Raw genomic sequence first — 21,363 nt, forward strand, 5'->3', positions numbered from 1 at the left:
AACTGTGACTGAAGCATAGGAGTTCCCTCCAATCGTTGCCTACTTTAAGTATAACAACAGTTAAAGGGAACATAGCCTATCAAAAAGCCGATCACGCAATGTATGAGATAAAGAAAAATGGCAAAAATGGAGTACAATTTTTCAACTTAAAAAGTTGATATCTCTCCATAAATCATCATGTTATGAAATCAGTCATTTGCTACAACTTGAACTAACTAAAGATAAATTCTTTATATCTAAGCCAGTTACCGAAATTACCCCTAGGTACTCATAAATTTGGCACGATACAAATAAATCCCCTCCTCTCCTAGCATCAACCCAATAAGCAACTACACTCATTTAACTGATAGATTAATTACTACTATTATGAAGGGAGTTGTTTTTGATGGATACAAAACAGATTTCTACAGTTATCATAATTTTAGTTCTTTCTGCATTAGTAGTTGCTTATTTAAAGTTAACAACGGTATCAAATGCTATCCACAAACCTACAACAATCGGTATATCTAAGACGCCTCTGTCAGCCCCTTTTATCATTGCAGAGCACATAGGTGCGTTTGAAGAAAACGATTTAAACGTCGAACTTATCATGTGCTTTGGAGGGGTCGAATGTTCAAACCTACTTCTAGAAAACCATGTTAATTACGCCACTTTTTCTGAAAGCGTACTGATGTTTAAAAGCTTTGAATACAAAGATTTAGCATTAATCACTTCTTTTGCATCTTCTACGAATGATATTAAGCTGCTAACTAAAAAGCGGTCTGGCATAGAAAGTATAGATAAATTACCAGGAAAAAAGGTTGGTGTAATAAAAAAGAGCGCTAGCGAATATTACTTAGACTTGTTGCTACAGGTAAATGACATTGATTTAGAAAAAGTAGAAAAAATATCATCAACAACGCAGGTTATTATAAATCATTTAATGCAAGGAAACGTCGATGCAATATCTACTTGGGAGCCATACGGATTTATGGCCAAGAATAGAATAAATGAAGAAGTAAAGAACATAGGAATTATTGGCGTGTATAAACTTTACTTTTTGCTTGTATCAAAAGAAATACACATTGAAAAATCAGATCAAGAAGTAATGAAAATAATAAAGTCACTTCATCACTCAATTAACTGGATGGATAAAAACCCTCATTTAACAATGAAAATACTATCAAAAAAACTTAACACAACAGTTGAAGAAATATCTTGGAGTTGGGATGATTATAACTTTCGATTAAATTTAACGAATTCTTTATTATTTACATTACAATCAGAAGCTAATTGGGCATTAAAACAAAACTATGTAGAAGGACAGATTCCAAATTACAGAAAAATATTTAAAGAAAACTATATCAATTCATATTTTGATGGTCTAGATTAAAATGCATCGTTCGTTAAACCACTATTTAGCATCACTATTCAGTCTAAGCGTAATACTATGTATCAGCGTTATAGTATACATAAGCTTCATAAAAATAGAAGATTATAAAGCCAAGAAACAATTAAACCAAATAATGGACATACAAATATCATTAGAGTCATTAAGTAGTTATCTTTGGGCTTACACTCAAAATAGGGGAAAAAACAATTTCACACAATTCATGATTTCTCATAACAAATTAAACGAATTATTATCTCAAAATGAAGATGTTTTATACCTTACTAAAGACCTAAAAAAAATGAATCTCGAACTGTATTTTTTAGTTCAATACGAAAATAATCATTTACTAGACAAAGATCGCCATTATGATTCAGTCGTAAATTATAATAAATCAAATCCTGTCATACAATCCAGAATAAACATTGTATCCCAGGATATGAATAATGAAATAATATATATTTATAAAAAAATACTTAATAATAAGTCTACAAAACTACAAAATTTAAATTATTACACTCAAGCAGGTATTATTTTTATCTCTCTGGTTGTTATGCTATTATGCTTTTATATAAAAATAAAGTTCAAGAGAAGCTTTCAAAGGTTTATAAATGGAATAAAACAATTAAGCAGGTCAAATTTTGACTATAAAATCCCTTCAGAAAATCAATTCACGGAATTTGAAAATCTGTCTTGTTACTTCAATAAAATGGCGGCATTGTTAAACCACACAACAATATCAAAATCAAAACTTAAAGAAGAAGTAGAGAATCAAACTTCAGTTCTAAATCGTCAAAAAGAAAGTTTGGTATTTTTGTCTGAGCACGACTCCTTAACTAATATCTACAATCGTCGAGCAATAGAAAAACATTTGATCCAGCTTACGCGTTATTTCAGAGGCAGTGAGAATAGTTTTAGTTTGTTTTTTATAGATTTAAATTTATTTAAGGATATTAACGATAGCCATGGCCATGAGGCAGGCGATGCAGTGTTAAAATCTGTAGCTAGTAGATTATCAAGTATTATCGACGAATCAGACATGGTAGGCCGCTTTGGTGGAGATGAATTTATTATTATTCATCGTTCACACACAACAGGTACGTCTCTGTCTGCATGTGCACTACGCTATATCCAAGAAATAGAAAAAGTAATTCATTTTAAAGGTAAAGAGTTATGCGTCGGAGCTAGCATTGGTATTGCACTCTATCCTGAGCATGGGTCGAATGTACATGAATTATTAACAGCGGCAGACAAGTCTATGTATCAGTCAAAACGTTCTAAAGCTAGCTCGTTCACTATTGTCGACAACAGCAGTTCGCTGTTAAAGAGGCCTATGTTTTAATCTAAAGTAGCTGTGGAAACGTTCTACATGCGAATATTCAACGACATCGACCACTGTGGCCACTTACAGTAATAAAGCCGCTTTTATCACATAGCAAAAGCTAAACTCGTAAGCTAAACGCTCTCCAGGCATTGAAGAAAAATAATCCATTGTGAATGGTTAATCCTCCCCTTTTAAACGTCAACTTTCACCACCATATGATAGTTAAGATTCATTAACAGGCTATAACTATCCTATGTCTTTTCCTCGTTTATCTGTTCTGGATTTGGCACCCGTGTCCGACGGAACAAACTTCACCGAAACGTTCGAGCGCTCCGTTGAATTAGCTCAATCAATCGAGTCCTGGGGCTATCATCGGTTTTGGATGGCTGAACACCATAACATGCCCGACATCGCCAGTGCCGCAACCAGTGTATTACTCAGTCATATTGGAGCGCACACGAACTCGATCCGTTTAGGATCTGGTGGAATCATGTTACCTAACCATGCACCACTAGTTATTGCAGAGCAATTCGGAACGTTAGAGGCATTATACCCTGGTCGTATTGACCTCGGATTAGGACGCGCACCAGGCACCGACTACCAAACAATGCATGCATTAAGGCGGGAACCAGAGCATATGGATCCTGACTTTGAAGAGCTGTTGGAGGAACTTAATTTCTTTCTTGGTCCCGTATCTCGAAATCAACCAGTCGCGGCTTATCCAGGTAACAACACATCTCTGCCGATTTGGCTTCTGGGGTCGAGTACATACAGCGCACGTTTAGCAGCTAAGAGAGGCTTACCTTTCGCATTTGCTGCACACTTTGCTCCAGATGCAATGTCTCGTGCTCTAAACTTTTATCGAGATGAGTTTGTCCCATCCGAGCATTTAGCTCAACCCTATGTGATGATTTGTGCCAACGTTATCGTAGCGGATACTCAGTCACATGCATATTTTCTCGCGACAACAGAGAAGCAAAAATTCTTAAAAATGATTCGCGGCAATCGCGAAAAACTTCGCGCACCAGTGAAAAGTATGGCACCACTATGGTCAGCACAGGAAAAGCTTCACGTTGAAACTCAATTACGTGAATCTATCCATGGTGATCAAACATATGTAAGACAGAAAATTGAGAAACTTTTGGAACGCACTGGGGCAGATGAAATTATGGTAAACACGATGGTGTTTGAACAATCTGAGAAGTTGAGATCCTACAGGTTACTATCGGAACTCATGGACAAGTAAAAGAATGGAGGCGCCTCCCGGAGTCGAACCGAGGTCCACGGATTTGCAATCCGCTGCATAGCCACTCTGCCAAGGCGCCTTTCTGATTTTATATCTCTGTCACCAAAGATTTTGATGGTGCCCCGGGCCGGACTTGAACCGGCACAGCGCGAACGCCGAGGGATTTTAAATCCCTTGTGTCTACCAATTCCACCACCAGGGCAACGCAATCATGCGATGGGTTAGACACCATCTGTCTCTGCGGCCTTTGCCGTGAGAACGAGGCGTACTTTAACGGATTAATTTATCTGGTCAACAAAAAATTAGTCTCTTTTATTCAAATGGTTAAAAAGCCAACTCAAACGAACAAAGGGCGATCATTTTGCTCACAAGAACATCAGCATGCTTTGCTCTCGTTTACTTTGCTTCATCACTTCATGTCAATGAGGAATCGACAAGTCACACAAATTGGCAGTATGGGTATAAACTTAACTCGTACTGCAGGGGACAAATAAGCGCTCATCATGTTTCGAAAGTCATCATTTCAATTACCGCTACATACTGATTCCGAACTCGACTTCGTAGTGTCCCACTTCTTACTTACTGAATTTGATTATGCACGCTCTCTGGAACAGGGGATCGTCCATGACTTGGACCCTGAATATACACACCAGTATCGCGTCACACTAAGGCGCATACGCTCACTATGCTCACTACTTCGCGAACTGATCCCTCCTTTTGAACAGCGTATTTTGAAACCTCATTTAAGAATAATGATGAAGAAAACAAATAAGCTGCGTGATTTGGACGTATTTATCTTGGACAAAAACCAATACATTGAAATGCTCCCAAATCACAAATCGTCTCTTGAGCAGCTTTTTGGCTTTATCGAAGCCGAACGTGCTTACGAACAGGCAAGAGTTACGCGTTGGCTAGCTACAAAAGAATACACAACGCACTGCACTTTGGTCAGGAATAGTCTGCTGCGAAGTACGCAACACGAACGAGTGGATAGCAACGTACCTGCGTTACTCTTCGCAAGCCAAAAAATCTCCGATCAATTTAAAAAAGTTGATAAAGCACGACGCAAGATCTCGGACAAAAGTCGTGACAGCGTGATTCATTCGATGCGGATAAAGTGCAAAGCGCTGCGTTATCTGTTAGAAGGATTTTCCACGCTCTATCCTTCCCAACAGCACAAAAACAACGTGAAACAACTAAAACTATTGCAAGACAAGCTCGGTGACTTTAACGACACTTCAAGTCAAATTGAATTTTTCGCACAACTCAAAGAAACAGCAAATCTTGATAAACAAGATCGTAAGGCTTTGAAAAAGCTAATTAACGTGCTTAGCGAACATCATGCACTCTCTCGCCAAACCATCTTGACGCATTTAAGCCAGTTTGAGTCTTTCATTCGCGATACCAATACACAGAATCTCTACCGACCCTAAATCAAGGTTCACGTATTTTTAATATTCATTAATTACAGTCAAACGTTAGGCTCCACTAAGAAAGTTAACGTGAAACCATTAAAACGATACCAATACGAGCGCTATGCGGTGCTTTGTAATCTCGCCTACCCTCGCGTCTTCAGGCAAACTCAATACGGGTTCGATCCTAATGGGCAACGAGTCATTAGAAATGAACACGGTAAGATTATGATTCGCGTGCTCTGGAGTAAAAAACAGAGTGAAGTGGTCGTAGTGATTAAAGGCTCACACAGTATCAGTGATTGGTTGTTGAACTTCGCGATGTGGACGAGAAGCTGTCGAAGGTTGGGACTAAACTATCGCATTCACGCGGGTTTCTATCATCTGTTGTTCCAAGAAAGTTTACCGAGCCGAAATGAAGATCGGTTAGGGTTGACCGTGATCGAACGCCTCGAAGGTATCGTTGTACCACTTATTCTCAGGGGGAAAAGAATCACTATTACTGGCCACTCTTCAGGTGGCGCGATTGGCAGTGTTTTTGCTGACTATATTGAGAAAAAATACCCAAAAAGCATTAAACGCGTGGTCACTTTCGGACAGCCCGCTGTCGGGGATTGGACGTTTAAGAAACGCTACCGTTTGGGGCACAAAACATACAGGATTTGTTGCGACATCGACATCGTGACCTTTATGCCGCCCGTACCTTTTTTGTATTGGCATGTAGGCAAAATGCTATGGTTATATAACGGGAGAATATACGAGAACACCCCAACGCTCATACGGCTTGGGCGCTCCTTATTTAGTTGGCTAATGCGACCGTTCTCTTATCACTTTATGAGTAAATACATTCGCGACAAAGACTTTTTTGATGAACGCTGAGTTAAACATCCGAAAGGTATGACGTACAGACACGAAAAAGCCGGACTTCGCCGGCTTTACGATTAAGTGGTGATCTACAGAGAGGCAATTTCTTTTTCAAGTTGATATTTGTTATCTGTGACAATTCGCTCTAACACTTCAACACGTCGCTTCAAGTCACCAATTTGCTTGTTAAGGTTATCTTGTTCTTCTCGGCTCATCGTATTACGTTCAGATATCTCCAACGCTCTTACTTCTTTACGATGGTTCAAGATTAACTTTATTATCCCGCCCCCAAATATGGCACCGAACACAATAGCCACAACCAATACATCAGCAATAGATTCCATTCTTTATCTTCCTCTAGATTATGCTCAAATATAAGTTACTCATTTGTTGAATGAATATCAAATAACACATTGATTCATTGAAAAGTTTTATCAAGAATTGCCTACTCTGTATCAAAATCACAGGAATGGATTATTCAACGCCAACCCAAACCGAGACAGATCCGCCGTTTACTGGGAACTCAGCCCAACCATTCGCATCAGTCCAAACTTCTTCAGTTCGGATACCCAACTTGTCTACGTAGCGAGCACTTGGTTTACCCGTATACATCCACTTCGAGCCACCAGGTCCATCACTCATGATCACGGCCATTGAATGTGGATGATTTGCATCACCTTCTCGAGTCCAACCAATTACGTCCCAGTGGTCGAGATAAGAATGTTGTTTGCCATAGGCATAATCTTTACGCAGTGTTACTAGCTCTTTAATGTAAGGCACTTTGACCATATTGATGTCATGCCCTTTATCACTGTACTGCGCGCCGTAGTAATCTGCATAAAACACGGATGGATAACCTTCTTCACGCAATAAGATAAACGCGTAAGCGAGCGGCTTGAACCACCAATCAACGGTTGATTCCAACGCCTGCAAAGGCTGAGTGTCATGGTTTTCTACTAAGGTAACCGCTTTGACTGGATTGTCCTTCATCAGCGTACCATCCATGATTTGACGCATATCGTAGCTACCACCCGATTTAGACGCATTATAAAAGTTCATATGTAACGGTGCATCAAACAAAGACATGCTGCCAGAGGTTTTGGTGATAAAGTTATGCAGCTGATTCACATCGTAGTTCCAGTACTCTCCGACCGTGAATAGTTCTTTCCCTGTTTTCCAACGTAGGTGATCAATCCATTCTTGCAGGTATTGATATTTGATGTGCTTCACCGCGTCCATTCTAAACCCATCAACACCAGTCATGTTGATATACCACTCACCCCAGTCTTTAAGTTCTTTCTTAACTTCAGGGTGATCCATGTCTAGATCAGCGTACATAAGGTAATCGTAGTTGCCTTTTTCCGAGCTCACTTCCCAATCCCATGCCTTACCCTCACCTTTGAATTTGAAGATAGCTTTTTCTTCGCCAGCATCGTCCCAGTCCACGCCATCAAAGTGGTACCACGTCCAATGAAAGTTTGAGTACTTATCGTTGCGCCCAGGGAAATCAAACTCTACCCACGCTTCAATCCATTTATCACCAAGTTCAATATTTCGGTTGTTCCAATCGACTCGCTTGGTGTCGACCCAGGATTTACCATCCGCACCGCCGCGATGGTTGAACACCACATCGCCATAAATCTGGATATTGTTTTTATGGGCAGTATTGATGGCGCTTAGGTACTGATCTTTGGTGCCATACTTGGTGCGCACCGAACCTTTTTGATCAAACTCTCCCAAATCATACATATCATAAACGCCATAACCGACGTCGTTGCTACCACCAGCACCTTTATAGGCGGGCGGTAACCATAACGCAGTAAAGCCGTTGCCAGATAGTGCCGAAGCGTTGTTTTCAACTTGTGTCCAGAGCGCACCGTCATTTGGCACATACCAATGGAAATACTGCATCATGGTGCCATTTTGTGCCGCCATTACAGGCGAACTGAGCAGCAAAGTTAAGGGTAAAAGTGTAGGTTTAAGGTTGAATGTTTTCATTATTTTTCTCTCACGTTAAGGACTAGAATCCTCCTTTCTGCATATACGCACCAAGCGATACTAACTATGACGCTAGCTAGGTTGCTGCCTGTAATACAAAAAGTTCGGATTACAATCGAAGAGAAACTATCACCAATCACACTATACAATTATTGAGTTGTCTAACATTTATAAAGTCAATGATTAGCGCATTAAAAATATTGAATGGTGATCAAAACATGGGAGGCTTTAGGAAAGCGCGAGGGTTACGAAAAGGCGGACTAAAAACGAAAAAAGCCAGTCATTTAAGACTGGCTTTCGAAATAGTGGAGGCGCCTCCCGGAGTCGAACCGAGGTCCACGGATTTGCAATCCGCTGCATAGCCACTCTGCCAAGGCGCCTTTCTGATTTTATATCTCTGTCACCAAAGATTTTGATGGTGCCCCGGGCCGGACTTGAACCGGCACAGCGCGAACGCCGAGGGATTTTAAATCCCTTGTGTCTACCAATTCCACCACCAGGGCAACGCAATCATGCGATGGGTTAGACACCATCTGTCTCAGCGACCTTTGCCGTGAGAACGAGGCGTACTTTAACGGATTAATTTATCTGGTCAACAATAAATTTTATCTTTTTGATTTAAGTGCTTAAAAAGCGATCTGCCTAGTACATTTGGCATTCAATTAGACCAATAAGCACCCGTTCCCTTTCATTGGCTATTAAGTCATACGCATACTAGTGCCCGTAACTGCTTCGAGGTAAACACGCGACTATCACGTTATGAACGCTGATCTTTTCACCGCTGTAACATCTGTAACAATTTGATTCCCTGCTCTTGGCACGACTGCGTACAGAACATCATATTTTGTTACCGATAACTTTATATCGAATGTGGTCGTACCTTTATAAAATCATTGACTTTTTTTATTTTCAAACAAAGCTCAATTCATTATCGAAAATATCAATAAATAATGGTACGTTACACGAGTTGCAGTAATTTGATGGACATATATCACATATAAGGATGTGGTTTACTTTGGCGACACAACATAAGAAAAACAAGGTATATCACTAATGTCTATCAAGAATCTTTCTATAGCGAAAAAGATATCGCTATCGTTTTTACTCATTGCCATCGTCAACATTGCATTTGGCGTGTTTTTATCTACAGAGCTCAAAAGCATCAAATCTGAGCTTTTAAACTATACCGACGATACGCTTCCTGCAATGGAAAGGGTCGATTCGATTCGAGATCACTTGTCTCGCTGGCGCCGAGCTCAATTTGCTGCGTACACTTATGAAGACGCAGACCAAGTCAAAACTAAAATTTCTAACAATATTAGAGAACGCGAAAAGATCACTAGAGAGCTCAACGCTTACGGTGAAACTATCTGGCCTGGCGAAGAGCAGCAAACTTACCAGCGTCTTATGCGTCAGTGGAAAAAGTATTTGGATACTATGGACCAGTACAATGAAGCGATGCTAGCTAACGACAAAAGCAAGGCCCACCCTATTTTGGCGAACTCTTTGTCTGCTTTCGAAGCGGTTGACTCAGAGTTAGGCGAACTAATCCGTCTCCTTAAAGAAGCTATGGACAGCAACAAAACTCATATCCTGTCCTCTGTAAATGGATTGAGTAATTCTTCAATTGCAAGTAACGTGATTATTCTACTGATCATGGTAGGCATGACATACGTGCTGACTCGCCTAATTTGTGGCCCACTTAAACTTGTTGTTGAGCAAGCAAATGCCATCGCGACAGGTGATCTATCAAGTGACATTGACCGTAAAGCAATCGGCAATGACGAGCTTGGTGAACTGGCAGACGCGACCACTAAGATGCAAGATGACTTACGCCAAGTTATCGATAACGTGATTGCTGCAGTTACTCAGTTAAGCAGCGCTGTCGAAGAGATGAACCAAATCTCCGATATTTCTGCGTCTGGTATGAAAGATCAACAGCTGCAAATTACGCACATCGCAACAGCAATGACAGAAATGAAAGCGGCCGTAGCCGATGTTGCTCGTAACACTGAAGACTCAGCGAACCAAGCTAACGAAGCAAACCGCCGCACACAACACGGTGTTCGTGAAACCCAAGGTATGGTTGACGCGATTCAAGAAGTTTCAAACGTAATTGGCGCTGCAGGCGATACCGTAGCAGAGCTTGAACAGCAATCGAATAAAATTAACGTGATCGTGGATGTTATCCGCGACATCGCCGATCAAACCAACCTACTTGCACTTAATGCAGCCATTGAAGCGGCGCGTGCTGGTGAGTCTGGTCGTGGCTTTGCCGTCGTTGCAGACGAAGTTCGAACTCTTGCCGGCCGTACGCAAGATTCAACGAGTGAAATCACTTCGATCATTGAGCAGCTACAATCACTTGCAAAAGACGCAAAATCAGCCACTGAACTTTCTAGAACCAGTATCTCAGAATGTGCAGAACAAGGCATTCAATCAAAACAGCTGATGAGCGACATTGAGCATTCGATTTCGGACATCTCAGACATGGGTACCCAAATCGCCACGGCTTGTAACCAGCAAGACTCTGTTGCGGAAGAGCTTAACCGCAGCATTGAAAACATACATTTGGCATCTCAAGAGGTCTCGCAAGGTTCGGAGCAAACCGCACAGGCGTGCCGCGAACTAAGCCAGCTATCCATTTCTCTTAAAGATGTAATGAGCCGCTTTAAACTGAGTTAAACTCAGTGGATACCTTAGTAGATATCAAATCAATCCCGATTTGCTTAAATTGAATGTCATCACTGAGGTATATTTAGGTATATATTAAATCACTATCTTAATAAACGCTCCAAAGCACCACTTGGAGCGTTTTACTTCGTCAGGTACTTTCCCCAAGTACTCAATAACATAACCAATACAAAAAACGCGTACGGAGACTTTATGCGCTTAAATAAAACCTTACTATCACTGACTATCGCTGCTGCAATCGCGGTTCCTGTAATTCAAGCCACTGCTGCTCCTCTTCAAATTAGCAATACAGCAGCAAAAGCAGAGCAAGTTCAAGGTGCTAACGCTTGGCTAGAAATAAACTTAGGTCAGTTCCGCGATAATATTGAGCAGTTTAAATCGCACATGGATGGCAAAACGAAAATCTGCGCCGTGATGAAAGCCGACGCATACGGCAATGGTATCGCAGGCCTGATGCCGACTATTATCGAACAACAAATTCCTTGCGTTGCCGTTGCAAGTAACGCCGAAGCACAAACTGTTCGCGACAGTGGCTTTAAAGGCCAAATTATGCGTGTACGCTCAGCGGATATTGGCGAGATTGAAGCCGCAATCGACCTAAATGTCGAAGAGTTGATAGGCACAGCAGAGCAAGCTAAAGCACTGTCTAAACTAGCCGAGAAAGCTGGTAAAGAAATCAAAGTTCACCTTGCTCTGAACGACGGTGGTATGGGACGTAATGGTGTTGATATGACGACAGAAGCGGGCAAGAAAGAAGCGCTAGAAATCGCTCAACAAGCTGGCGTTAATATTGTTGGCATCATGACTCATTTCCCTAACTACAATGCAGACGACGTGCGCCAAAAGTTAGCTTCATTCAAAGACAGTTCTACATGGCTGATTAATGAGGCGAATCTAAAACGCGACAACATTTTACTGCACGTAGCAAACTCTTACACCGCGCTTAATGTTCCTGAGGCGCAGCTTGATATGGTTCGTCCTGGTGGCGTTTTATACGGAGACCTACCGACTAACCCTGAGTACCCTTCTATCGTGTCTTTCAAAACACGCGTGGCATCCGTTCACCACCTGCCAAAAAATAGCACAGTCGGTTACGACAGTAGCTACACAACAAGCAAAGAAAGCTTAATGGCGAACATTCCTGTTGGTTACTCTGATGGTTACCCACGAAAAATGGGGAATGCGGCAGAAGTTCTGATCAATGGCCAACGTGCAAAAGTTGCGGGCGTTGCTTCAATGAACACTACAATGGTAGATGTTACAGGTATCAAAGATGTTGAGCCTGGTTCTGAAGTTGTTTTGTTTGGCTCCCAACAAGGCAAAACGATTTCATCTGCTGAGATGGAAAAACACGCAGAAGTCATCTTCCCTGAACTATACACGGTTTGGGGAAGCGCGAACCCTCGTGTCTACGTAAAATAAACCTATTCAGTTATTCGTAACAGAGCGAAAAAGCGAGCCTCGTGCTCGCTTTCTTTCTTATTTACTAATCTGTACTAGCTCGTGATTCTATCACTTAAACAGAGCTTACTATTTCTGTTGTTTTAATCTCCTTTAGCACTACCAAGTGCGACTCTCTACACTCTATTTCTTAAAGCCGCTTGGATGGCTCAATTTTATATAGCACTTAGTGTTTGAAAGCCCCTCTAATTGATGTTAAACATGAAGTTTACAAAAGAATAACAAACACACTCGTATGGCACTGCCCCTTTGCCTGCTAGCTAGGTATCTCTATGACAGAAAATACTCAACATCTTCAACGCTCCTCCGCTGAGTTGCACGAATTTAATCGGCTTGACGTCTGGAACGGATTCACCCAACTTTTACCCCTCTCTATGTTCGTGGTCATATTTGGCCTCGCTTTCGGTGTTGCTGCGGTACAGACTGGACTAGATGTATTTCCCACTATGTTGATGAGCACACTGGTCTTCGCCGGTGCTTCACAATTTGCCACGTTAGAAATGTGGGGAGCAGAAGTCCCTCTCATTCCAGTTCTTATTACTGTATTTGCTATTAATGCTCGTCACCTCTTGATGGGAGCCACACTTTATCCATGGTTACGACAACTCCCACCAACAAAACGTTACGGTGTAATGCTGGTAGCATCAGACGCTAACTGGGCAATGGCACTCAATGCATTTGGTAGAAAAGAACCAGGCTTTGGCTTGCTTGTTGGTGGCGGCTTAGCGATGTGGTCTTTTTGGATTGTGGGCACCTGGATCGGCATTTATTTTGGTAGCGCAATCAAAGATCCGGTGGGCTTCGGGCTCGATATGGTTATGGGATGCTTCCTGCTGTCTATGGTGGTGGCCGGGCCGAAAGACTTAAGAATCTTTGCGATTTGGGCCATAGCAGCAGCCTCTTCTATGTTGGCGTATTGGTATTTGCCAGAGAATAGCCACGTAGTGGTTGGCGCCATTACTGGCGGAGTATTGGGTGCTTGTTGGAAGGAGAAGAAAGCATGAACATCGAAACAACCTTAGGTGGCACACTGCTTATCATCATCGCTATGGCGTTAGTCACGCTCATAACCCGCTGGGGCGGAGTGTATGTTATGTCATTCATTCCAATTAGCGAACGGGTTCAACGTTTCATTACTGCGATGTCAGGCTCTGTATTGGTTGCGCTTTTAGCTCCGCTAGCAGTAGAGGGTGATAATGGTGCTAGAGCAGCACTGTTTTCTACTGCCGTTGTCATGTTCATCGTGAAAAAGCCTCTACCCGCAATTGCAGCAGGCATCATCGCCGCCGCTGCAGTACGTGCTCTTTAGTCGCTGTTTCAACGCCGATACCAGTCGTCAATAAAAAAGACCCAAAACACAAAGCCCTGATGTCACAAGTATCATCAGGGCTTATCTTATGCTCATCATTTGAATGATGAACAACGATTATTAATCATGGTGAGACAGCACATTACGCACAGCAGTTACAATTGCGCTTATATTTGTCCATTTTACCAATACCAGGGTTAAAGGTATTGGTTGGGTCTAATTCGTGGTAAAACTTCTGCAACGAGTTTTCGGCTTCATACAAGTGACCCACGTTATGTTCTGCTGGGTATTTGGCACCACGGCTATTGAGGTGCTCTAGCATCAGCTTTTTCATCAACTTCGTGTCAGTCCCTTTTTTGAAAATGTAATCTTGATGGAAGACGTAACACATAAAGTGACCATAATAGAGCGCTTGAACAAGGTTCTTACTCACCTCTTCAGGCAAAGTTTCTAGCCACTCTTCATCATTGCGTCGCAATGCAATATCAAGTGCAACGATGTCTTCCACGTCTTTTCGATGAATCGTCTCGTACCGAATTGCTGCACCAGCGGCTGCAAAACGATGTAAATAAGCTTTTTTACCTTCTTCCGGCGTACACTCGAAGAAATCACAGTCGTCTTCAACAGCCCAAACTTCTTTGAGGTATTTTTGTGCTTCAGCAATACCACCATCACTCATTTTCAATACCAGGTGATGCTCATACTTGTCACGGAAATCCAGCATTCGCTCTGGTAAATGTTGTGGGAACAACTTGCTCGCGTAGTACAGAATGGTGTCTGGCAGATATTTACTGACAAACGGGATGCGCTCTAAGAAGTTTTCTACCTTAGCTTTAAGTGCGAACATTTTTGGCAGCTTATCTGTGCCTAACAAGTCGATTGATAAGAACACATCCTTGCCGTACTTCTCTGCCATGTTGAAGATATCTCGATGCAAGTATTCTCCCATCTCAGGCAAGTTATCAAACGTAGATAAGAAGTCTTTTCGCAACTTCGTTAGTTTCGCAGGGTCATTGGTGCCAAGGTAAAAAACCTGCTCTTTTTCGGGGACTGGGTAGCTGTCAACCCGAACGGCAAAAACCCCCAACTTACCAGCGCAGCCACTGGCTTCAAATAATCGGCGTTCATCGGCATTAAAGCGAGAAGGAATGTCAGAAGTCACGTCTCGAACACGTTCATCGTATTCTTTGTCTGATGCCATTCGCTCATCATGAATGATCTTCGCTGGGTCAAAGTTCCCTTCTTGCAGGTTTGTAAGAATTTCTTCTGGCGTTTCACCTAATCCTTCAATACCAAGGTGGTTCACCAAATGTAACTGGCCTTGCTTATCCACCTGCGCATAGATCGCCAGTTCGGTGTAAGCAGGACCACGCTTGACTAACGCACCGCCTGAGTTATTGGCGATACCACCAACCACAGTGGCACCTAATGATGAAGAACCGATGATAGAGTGCGGCGCTCGGTTCACCGCCTTCAATTCTTTTTCCAATGAGTGCAAACTTGCACCTGGCAAGCATACCGCCTGCTTACCGCCATCTAATAAGTGAATCTTCTTGATTTTGGTAATATTGATCACGACCACATCACGGTCATAATCATTACCACTTGGAGCTGAGCCTTCTGTTAAACCAGTTTTGGCAGCCTGCATAATAATAATGCAGTTTGCTTCAACGCACTGTTTAATTATCTTCCATTGTTCTACAAGAGTATTAGGAAACACGATAGCAAGCGCAGTGCCACTACCTGAGCGAAAACCTGAGCGGTAGTATTTTGTTTTAACCTCGTCGGTTAGGACATTTTCTTCCCCAACGATAGTTTTAAATTCGTCAATCAGCTGCTTTTGTTTCATATCCGTATCTCTAGTTATTGTACTTCGCTCACATCACCGTTTAGTGACGGTAATGGGCGTTTGAGCCACTATAAGCAGTCCATTTCTCGGCGTCTATGTCAGGCAGGCAAGCAACACTTAACCAATAGACAACAAACAAAATAATTCTTTTATTTTTCTGTCACTTATCTTTCACATTCGGGAAATTTAACGCAAGAAACAGACCGTTTCTTAAAAGAAACAATAGCAAAACCACTTGTTAACAGTTGTGCGCAGCATCTTGTTATCAATATTTGTGATAAAACAAGGAGAAAGCTTAAGCTTCTAAATTTATAAGAATTATTAGAAATGAAGATGGAAACATAAGCTCAACACCAATATAACGATCGGTGTTGAGTTATTGGCTTAAAATCGATGGTTTTGACTTTGAAAGCTTGAGTATAGATGATCGATAAAGATCTTAATTTTTTCTGGTTGCTGACGAGTGTAGGGATACACCGCATAAATACCCAAACATTTGGCTGTTTCGTCTTTAAATAACTGAATCAGACTGCCTTGTTTTAAGTCTTCATAAACCAATACACGCGGTACATAGATGATTCCCTGCCCTAACAGCGCCACATTTCTCAATACAGAAGAATTGTTGGTACAGAGGTTACCGTCGACGGTGATTTGATATACTTCGTCTCCATCTTTAAACGCCCACTCATGCGCTCCGGTTTCTTGGTAGGAATAGACTAAACAATTGTGTTTAGCCAAGGCTTGAGGTTGTTTAGGTATGCCATGTTTAGCTAGGTATTGGGGTGACGCGCAAATGAGCCAATTCGCATCCACCAGCTTTCTTGCAATCAGACTAGAATCTGGCAACACACCCGTTCTAATTGCCAAATCAAAACGTTCATTCACGATATCGACGAAACGATTATCTAGATCCATATCGATATTGATGTCTGGGTATTTCTGATTAAATTCATTAATCACTTGAGGAAGAATTAATTCACCAGAGATAGTAGGCACCGAAATTTTAATGTTTCCAGATAAGTTTTTACCTAAACCCACAATGGATTCTTCCGCCGTTGCCACCGCTTGATAAACCGCTTTTGCATGAGTAAAAAACGCTCGTCCTGCTTCAGTCAACGTTAGCGTTCGCGTTGTTCGGTAGAGAAGCTGTACACCAAGCTCTTGTTCAAGCTTGGCAATGCGTTTACTGACGACCGATTTAGTCAGTGACATATGTCTCGCGGCAGCACTGAATGAACCTTGCTCGATCAAGTGATAAAAAATGATGTAATCGTCGGTATTTCTCATGCGTCTTCGTCAAATCCTTTGGAAGCCCGTATTGTAAACTGAAATTGGCTGAGGTGCGAAACATCAGGTCACACTTAATATCAGAAACTCGTGACAGAGATGGGGTTGCTAAGCTCACAGGTAATGAAAAAGAGATGGTATGAATTTATCAGTCTTCAGATACAAAAAAACCAGCTGTCGCTGGTTTTAAGTTGATGCACTTGGCATCGAGATACCGCCATGGCCATATCTGAATAATTTGGAGCGACACACGAGGTTCGAACTCGTGACCTCAACCTTGGCAAGGTTGCGCTCTACCAACTGAGCTAGTGTCGCATTTATTCTCGAAAGCCATTCGCTCTCAAAAGAATAATGGAGGCGCCTCCCGGAGTCGAACCGAGGTCCACGGATTTGCAATCCGCTGCATAGCCACTCTGCCAAGGCGCCTTTTGTTACGCTTCAGGGCTCTACCCCGTTGCGTTGGTGGCTACTTTACGGATTGAGAGAAGATAGTCAAACAAAAATATTTCATTTTCTGTTCGTTTGATTTCTTTTAAGTCAATTCGACCAAAGTTCGATCTTATTGGCTTAAAACGAAGCAATATAAATCTAGCTTTCAGTTCGTTTTGTCCCATGAAACATTAAGGCGTTTAATAGTTGCTGACCCTTTTTAGCAATCTTCCCACAACATTAGGGTGATAAGACCAAGTGTGATCAAACATCGACATTAATGCAGGATTTCCGTATTTCGATAAGCTAATCGCGTGAAAACGGTTTTTCTTCGCTTTGAGCGCATCCACTTTGGCCAGTAACTCGTCTTGTTGTTTTGGCGCGATAAAGTCGGAAATGACTACCATGTCTGCGTTTTTATATTTATCACCGCTCATCAAGTCGATAGATTTAATCAAAGTTGGCTCTAAGTCTGTACCACCATGGAAGCTATAAGTTAGAAAGTCCGCCGCCTCGCGCAGACCATCTTGTTTGGTTAGTTCGTAGGTAATGTGTTCCGTAGAAAAAATAATGACATAGCAATCACGTTGCTCCGCTAGTGCGATTTGCATCAGAGCATAAGCCATGGCTTTGGCGCATTGCTCAGGAAAGCCACTCATGGAACCGGACGCGTCCACACAAACAATGAAGGGGCCTTTTTCGATATCTACCGCTTTATGGTCAGGTCGGTGAGCTTTAACTTTACGTAACGTGCGCGATTTGCCTTGTGTACGATAGTTCATGAGCCGTTTATCAACTAAGTGTTTATAGAACACAACTTCAAGTTCAGGATACGCCAAAAACATCGTTTCGTTGGGAAGTAGCTTATTTAGATCATCGCTTTCGTGAATACCGACAATATCATCCGTCGCCTCATCACTTTTCTCTTCGACCAATTGAAGTTCTTCAGTGGGCGCACGATTTAGTTCAGGATCATTTACTTGCCCCGCCATACGACCGAGTTGCTCCGCAATTTCTTGCAAGCCTTGGTGCTTCTTCAGAAACTCAGCATGGCGTTTCATCACCGTTAAGTCTGTTTTACTCAACTTGGCAGATGCCATATCCCACAGGCGCCCTACACTTTCAGCGTCACCCGACTCCGTGACTTTATCCATATTACGCATGGTTTCCATACGTTGATACAGGTCATTCAGCACCTTTTCTTTATTGGCTTCAAGCTCGCTTACTTGCGCTTGTTTTATAGCATCGGTGAGGCTTTGGTACCATTGATCACAAAAGTAATGAGGGAACATAGGGTTATTCATCCCTTTGTTCTTTTCCATCATTCGGCGAGCTTGCATGTAAAACGCAGAGTGCCATTCCAGCTTTTTAATCACATCTTCGATGTTTTCAAAAAACGTTTCTTCATCCCAATGAATAACCTCTTGATATAAAGACAGCTCTTGTTGGAAACGCTCTGTCTCACATACCTTGGTGATCCGTTTTTTGACGCTGCCTCGCCACTTTAACAAGTGACCTTTGACCGAAGATTTAACACCTCGGTTTTCTGCCATCATCATGACTTGTGAACGCGCCATCAAATCATTAACTGCGCTATCGATGATGCCGGAGTCGGCCACCATCAGCGCGAGGTTAAGTCCGTCTGCACCTAGCATGTCGTCTCCTTATGAGAAAAACTGATTTAAGTTTTTAAAGCGTTGGATAACTTTTTCACTTTCTGCTTGGATTGATTCAAGTCTCTGACTTACCTGTTGCAGACTCGACTCCATTAGGCGGGGTAGTTCAGGATCAACAAAGCTATGCGGAAGCGCATCATGAAAGTTCGCTTTCACCTTGCGCATATGGTGTTCTGCCTCACTAAGCTGATTTACGGCTTTTTCGCTCTGCGTTAACCACTTTTGGTAAAGCTCTACATCCAAGCCCTCTTGAGTCACTAGGCTAACCAAAATGCCTCGGTTCGCGATATCACGGATAACTAGGTTATTCGCCGCGTCAACATCAAATCGTAAACGGCACATGTTGGTGTTTTGATTGACGTAACCATACACATCACCGCTTCCCTCTTTAATGACTCGATCTAACTCATCTTTGGGTACATAAACCCAGCGGCTATCACCTTTTTCTGATTCTGAAACCGACATGTTGCTTTGCAAGACAACCAATTTAACTAAGTTAACGGCTGCGCCAACTTTGTACATCTTGGCTTTAGAGGTATCAAAGCGCATGGTTTCTTTACGCAAAATACCCGTTGCCGCTTCAGACGTTAACGTCATGCGGTAGGCATCTTCTAGTTCATGTTGAACATCAACCAAAGACTCTCGGCAATACTCAATTTCCTGCTCCGCGTCTTGTTGATCAAATGCATGTTTTAAGGCGAACTCTTGAACCACTTCACGTACCACATCTCGCGATTCAGGACTGTTCCATAAACAATCTTGCAGCAGTAGAAGGTCAAGCGGATTAATTTCATCGCGACCATTAAAAAACGCGCTCGCTTTTAACAACTTCACGGCTTTCTTCCAGCGGCGGTCAGAGACATACATGTCGGTATTGGCCACATCACCAAACTGAGCTTCAACTTTGGCTTCTAACATCGTTTTAAGCTGGAAAAGCTTTTCGAATGCATTGTCGGTTAACGTCAATTTGTCGAGCTGTTGTTGCCATTGATGATATTCTTCATCAGTTATCGCTAGGCCTTCTGGTACTTGTGCCTCTTGCGATGTGCCCACAGTCAACATCGACTTAAAGTTTTGTTTATTCTGAATTCGATTCACAAACACACGCACCAACATGCGGTCGTAGAGCGCATCCAATCCACTATCTTCATCGGGTAATTCATTGGAAGCCGATACCAACAAGCGCATTGGCACACGCTCGATATCGCTGCCATTTTTGAATGTTTTCTCATTAACCACTGTCAGCAATGTATTAAGAATTGCAGGGCCCGCCTTCCAGATTTCATCCAAAAATACGACTTGTGCAGTTGGCAAATACCCTTTAGTTAAGCGAACATAACGGCCGTTGTCTTTTAGCTCTTGGATACTCAGTGGCCCAAACACCTCTTCAGGGGTTGAGAAGCGCGTCATCAGGTATTCGAAGTAACTGCTGTTATCGAACGCTTGGATGAGTCGTTTGGCAATTAAGCTTTTTGCAATACCAGGGGGGCCTAAAAGAAAAACACTTTCACCAGCAAGTGCAGCAAGAAGGCAGAGCTTGATCGTATGTTCACGCTCATAAACGCCATCCGTTAACGCTTTCGCCAATTTATTGATGCGTTCTGAGAGAAGCGCTTTTTCGGCATTTGAGGCAAATAAGGTTTGTGTCATACGTTCTCCGGCTGCTGAAGTGGTATTGCGTTAACATTTTTATACACTTGTTATCACTTTGTTACAAATGTATTTTGTCGAATTCCCCTTATAGCAGATGCTTTTCCCCATCTTGACGAAGCAATCAAAGTTTCCATTTATGAGACATTGCTCACTTAAAGTGCAAACGCTTTCGTCGTGTTGCAGTATTTTTTGCTTTTGTTTCCCACCATTTGTGGTTAATGTCGAAAAACGTCAAAAATGCGGTAACAGCTAGGGTTCATAACTGCATGAGCAAGATAATTCATAAATGGAAGCAAATTTCTCTGATTGAAGAAGACGTTATGCTTCCTACAGGACAGGCAATTACGCACACCACAATCCATCATCCGGGTGCTGCGGTGATTCTCCCTATTACAGCGGAGGGTGAGATTGTCCTTGTCCACCAATTTCGGCCTTCACTTAATAAATGGCTATTGGAACTTCCTGCTGGTACCAGAGAAGGCAACGAAGAGCCACTCTGCTGCGCCAAAAGAGAGTTAGAGGAAGAAACTGGGTTTAGTGCAGAGAAATTCACGTCTCTCGGCCAAGTCACCCCTCTTGCCGGATTTTGTGATGAGATACAGTATCTATTTGTTGCCGAAAAGCTTAACAAAACGAACCGTTACGAGTGCGATGAAGACGAAGTGATTGAGGTCGTCACCTTGTCAATCAAGCAACTCGAAGAAAAGATTGTCGATGGCACGATCACCGATGCCAAAACGATCGCTTGCTTAAGCAAAGCGCGCCTTTGCGGATATATTTAGGACTTTGACC

General features: G+C 42.3%; 16 protein-coding genes and 6 tRNA genes. 10 read left to right on the forward strand and 12 right to left on the reverse strand.

From position 1 onward, the window contains the following. The first annotated feature begins 385 nt into the window (after positions 1-385). The 3 genes from R8O11_RS07065 to R8O11_RS07075 all read left to right on the forward strand — a co-directional run bounded on the left by R8O11_RS07065 (position 386) and on the right by R8O11_RS07075 (position 3,939). Positions 386-1,372, forward strand: coding sequence for an ABC transporter substrate-binding protein (locus tag R8O11_RS07065; protein ID WP_238967159.1), 987 nt, complete (start codon positions 386-388; stop codon positions 1,370-1,372). A 133-nt stretch (positions 1,373-1,505) separates the two neighbouring features. Further along, complete coding sequence (locus R8O11_RS07070; protein ID WP_318194035.1) at positions 1,506-2,711, forward strand: GGDEF domain-containing protein; 1,206 nt, start codon at positions 1,506-1,508, stop codon at positions 2,709-2,711. Between the two features lie 235 nt (positions 2,712-2,946). Continuing rightward, positions 2,947-3,939, forward strand: coding sequence for an LLM class flavin-dependent oxidoreductase (locus R8O11_RS07075; protein ID WP_318194036.1), 993 nt, complete (start codon positions 2,947-2,949; stop codon positions 3,937-3,939). 5 nt (positions 3,940-3,944) lie between these two features. Here the strand turns inward: R8O11_RS07075 and R8O11_RS07080 are convergent. Continuing rightward, a tRNA-Cys gene (locus tag R8O11_RS07080) sits at positions 3,945-4,018 on the reverse strand. Between the two features lie 36 nt (positions 4,019-4,054). Then, positions 4,055-4,141 (reverse strand) — tRNA-Leu (locus tag R8O11_RS07085). 301 nt (positions 4,142-4,442) lie between these two features. Here R8O11_RS07085 and R8O11_RS07090 point away from each other — a divergent pair. Both R8O11_RS07090 and R8O11_RS07095 read left to right on the forward strand, forming a co-directional pair. Continuing rightward, complete coding sequence (locus R8O11_RS07090) at positions 4,443-5,372, forward strand: CHAD domain-containing protein (RefSeq protein WP_064376958.1); 930 nt, start codon at positions 4,443-4,445, stop codon at positions 5,370-5,372. Positions 5,373-5,441: 69 nt separating this feature from the next. Beyond that, positions 5,442-6,230, forward strand: coding sequence for a lipase family protein (locus tag R8O11_RS07095; RefSeq protein WP_005375991.1), 789 nt, complete (start codon positions 5,442-5,444; stop codon positions 6,228-6,230). A gap of 74 nt (positions 6,231-6,304) precedes the next feature. On the opposite strand, the gene R8O11_RS07100 is transcribed toward R8O11_RS07095, so the two are convergent. From R8O11_RS07100 to R8O11_RS07115, 4 genes are all read right to left on the reverse strand, one after another. After that, positions 6,305-6,559 (reverse strand): hypothetical protein, encoded by a 255-nt coding sequence (locus R8O11_RS07100; RefSeq protein WP_005375990.1) that lies wholly within the window; start codon positions 6,557-6,559, stop codon positions 6,305-6,307. A gap of 130 nt (positions 6,560-6,689) precedes the next feature. Next, the gene (amyS, locus tag R8O11_RS07105) at positions 6,690-8,213 is read right to left on the reverse strand and encodes an alpha-amylase (protein WP_115386660.1); all 1,524 of its coding nucleotides are present in this window, start codon (positions 8,211-8,213) and stop codon (positions 6,690-6,692) included. A gap of 306 nt (positions 8,214-8,519) precedes the next feature. Further along, a tRNA-Cys gene (locus R8O11_RS07110) sits at positions 8,520-8,593 on the reverse strand. A gap of 36 nt (positions 8,594-8,629) precedes the next feature. Next, a tRNA-Leu gene (locus R8O11_RS07115) sits at positions 8,630-8,716 on the reverse strand. Between the two features lie 550 nt (positions 8,717-9,266). On the opposite strand from R8O11_RS07115, the gene R8O11_RS07120 reads away from it, so the two are divergent. The 4 genes from R8O11_RS07120 (at position 9,267) to R8O11_RS07135 (ending at position 13,677) form a co-directional block, all read left to right on the forward strand. Then, positions 9,267-10,898, forward strand: a complete 1,632-nt coding sequence (locus R8O11_RS07120; RefSeq protein ID WP_053303666.1) for a methyl-accepting chemotaxis protein — start codon at positions 9,267-9,269, stop codon at positions 10,896-10,898. Between the two features lie 201 nt (positions 10,899-11,099). Next, a complete protein-coding gene (alr, locus tag R8O11_RS07125; protein ID WP_318194037.1) occupies positions 11,100-12,329 on the forward strand; it encodes an alanine racemase in 1,230 nt (409 codons plus the stop codon). Positions 12,330-12,640: 311 nt separating this feature from the next. Beyond that, positions 12,641-13,372, forward strand: coding sequence for an AzlC family ABC transporter permease (locus R8O11_RS07130; RefSeq protein WP_318194038.1), 732 nt, complete (start codon positions 12,641-12,643; stop codon positions 13,370-13,372). Further along, positions 13,369-13,677 carry an AzlD family protein gene (locus R8O11_RS07135; protein ID WP_017820198.1) on the forward strand — a complete coding sequence of 103 codons (309 nt, stop codon included), beginning with the start codon at positions 13,369-13,371 and terminating at the stop codon, positions 13,675-13,677. The genes R8O11_RS07130 and R8O11_RS07135 overlap by 4 nt, the downstream gene beginning before the upstream one ends. A 142-nt stretch (positions 13,678-13,819) precedes the next feature. On the opposite strand, the gene dld is transcribed toward R8O11_RS07135, so the two are convergent. The 6 genes from dld to R8O11_RS07165 form a co-directional block, all read right to left on the reverse strand. Continuing rightward, complete coding sequence (gene dld, locus R8O11_RS07140) at positions 13,820-15,526, reverse strand: D-lactate dehydrogenase (RefSeq protein WP_054578961.1); 1,707 nt, start codon at positions 15,524-15,526, stop codon at positions 13,820-13,822. Between the two features lie 384 nt (positions 15,527-15,910). Further along, complete coding sequence (locus R8O11_RS07145) at positions 15,911-16,813, reverse strand: LysR family transcriptional regulator (RefSeq protein WP_318111150.1); 903 nt, start codon at positions 16,811-16,813, stop codon at positions 15,911-15,913. 239 nt (positions 16,814-17,052) lie between these two features. Beyond that, positions 17,053-17,128 (reverse strand) — tRNA-Gly (locus R8O11_RS07150). 37 nt (positions 17,129-17,165) lie between these two features. Next, positions 17,166-17,239 (reverse strand) — tRNA-Cys (locus tag R8O11_RS07155). A 203-nt stretch (positions 17,240-17,442) separates the two neighbouring features. Further along, entirely contained in the window at positions 17,443-18,897 is a 1,455-nt protein-coding gene (viaA, locus tag R8O11_RS07160) for an ATPase RavA stimulator ViaA (protein WP_213866315.1), read from the reverse strand. Between the two features lie 9 nt (positions 18,898-18,906). Then, a complete protein-coding gene (locus R8O11_RS07165; protein WP_213886024.1) occupies positions 18,907-20,568 on the reverse strand; it encodes an ATPase RavA domain-containing protein in 1,662 nt (553 codons plus the stop codon). 269 nt (positions 20,569-20,837) lie between these two features. On the opposite strand from R8O11_RS07165, the gene R8O11_RS07170 reads away from it, so the two are divergent. Beyond that, a complete protein-coding gene (locus R8O11_RS07170; protein ID WP_017820203.1) occupies positions 20,838-21,353 on the forward strand; it encodes an NUDIX hydrolase in 516 nt (171 codons plus the stop codon). The last annotated feature ends 10 nt before the right edge of the window (positions 21,354-21,363 follow it).

The organism is Vibrio sp. 1288, assembly GCF_033344475.1.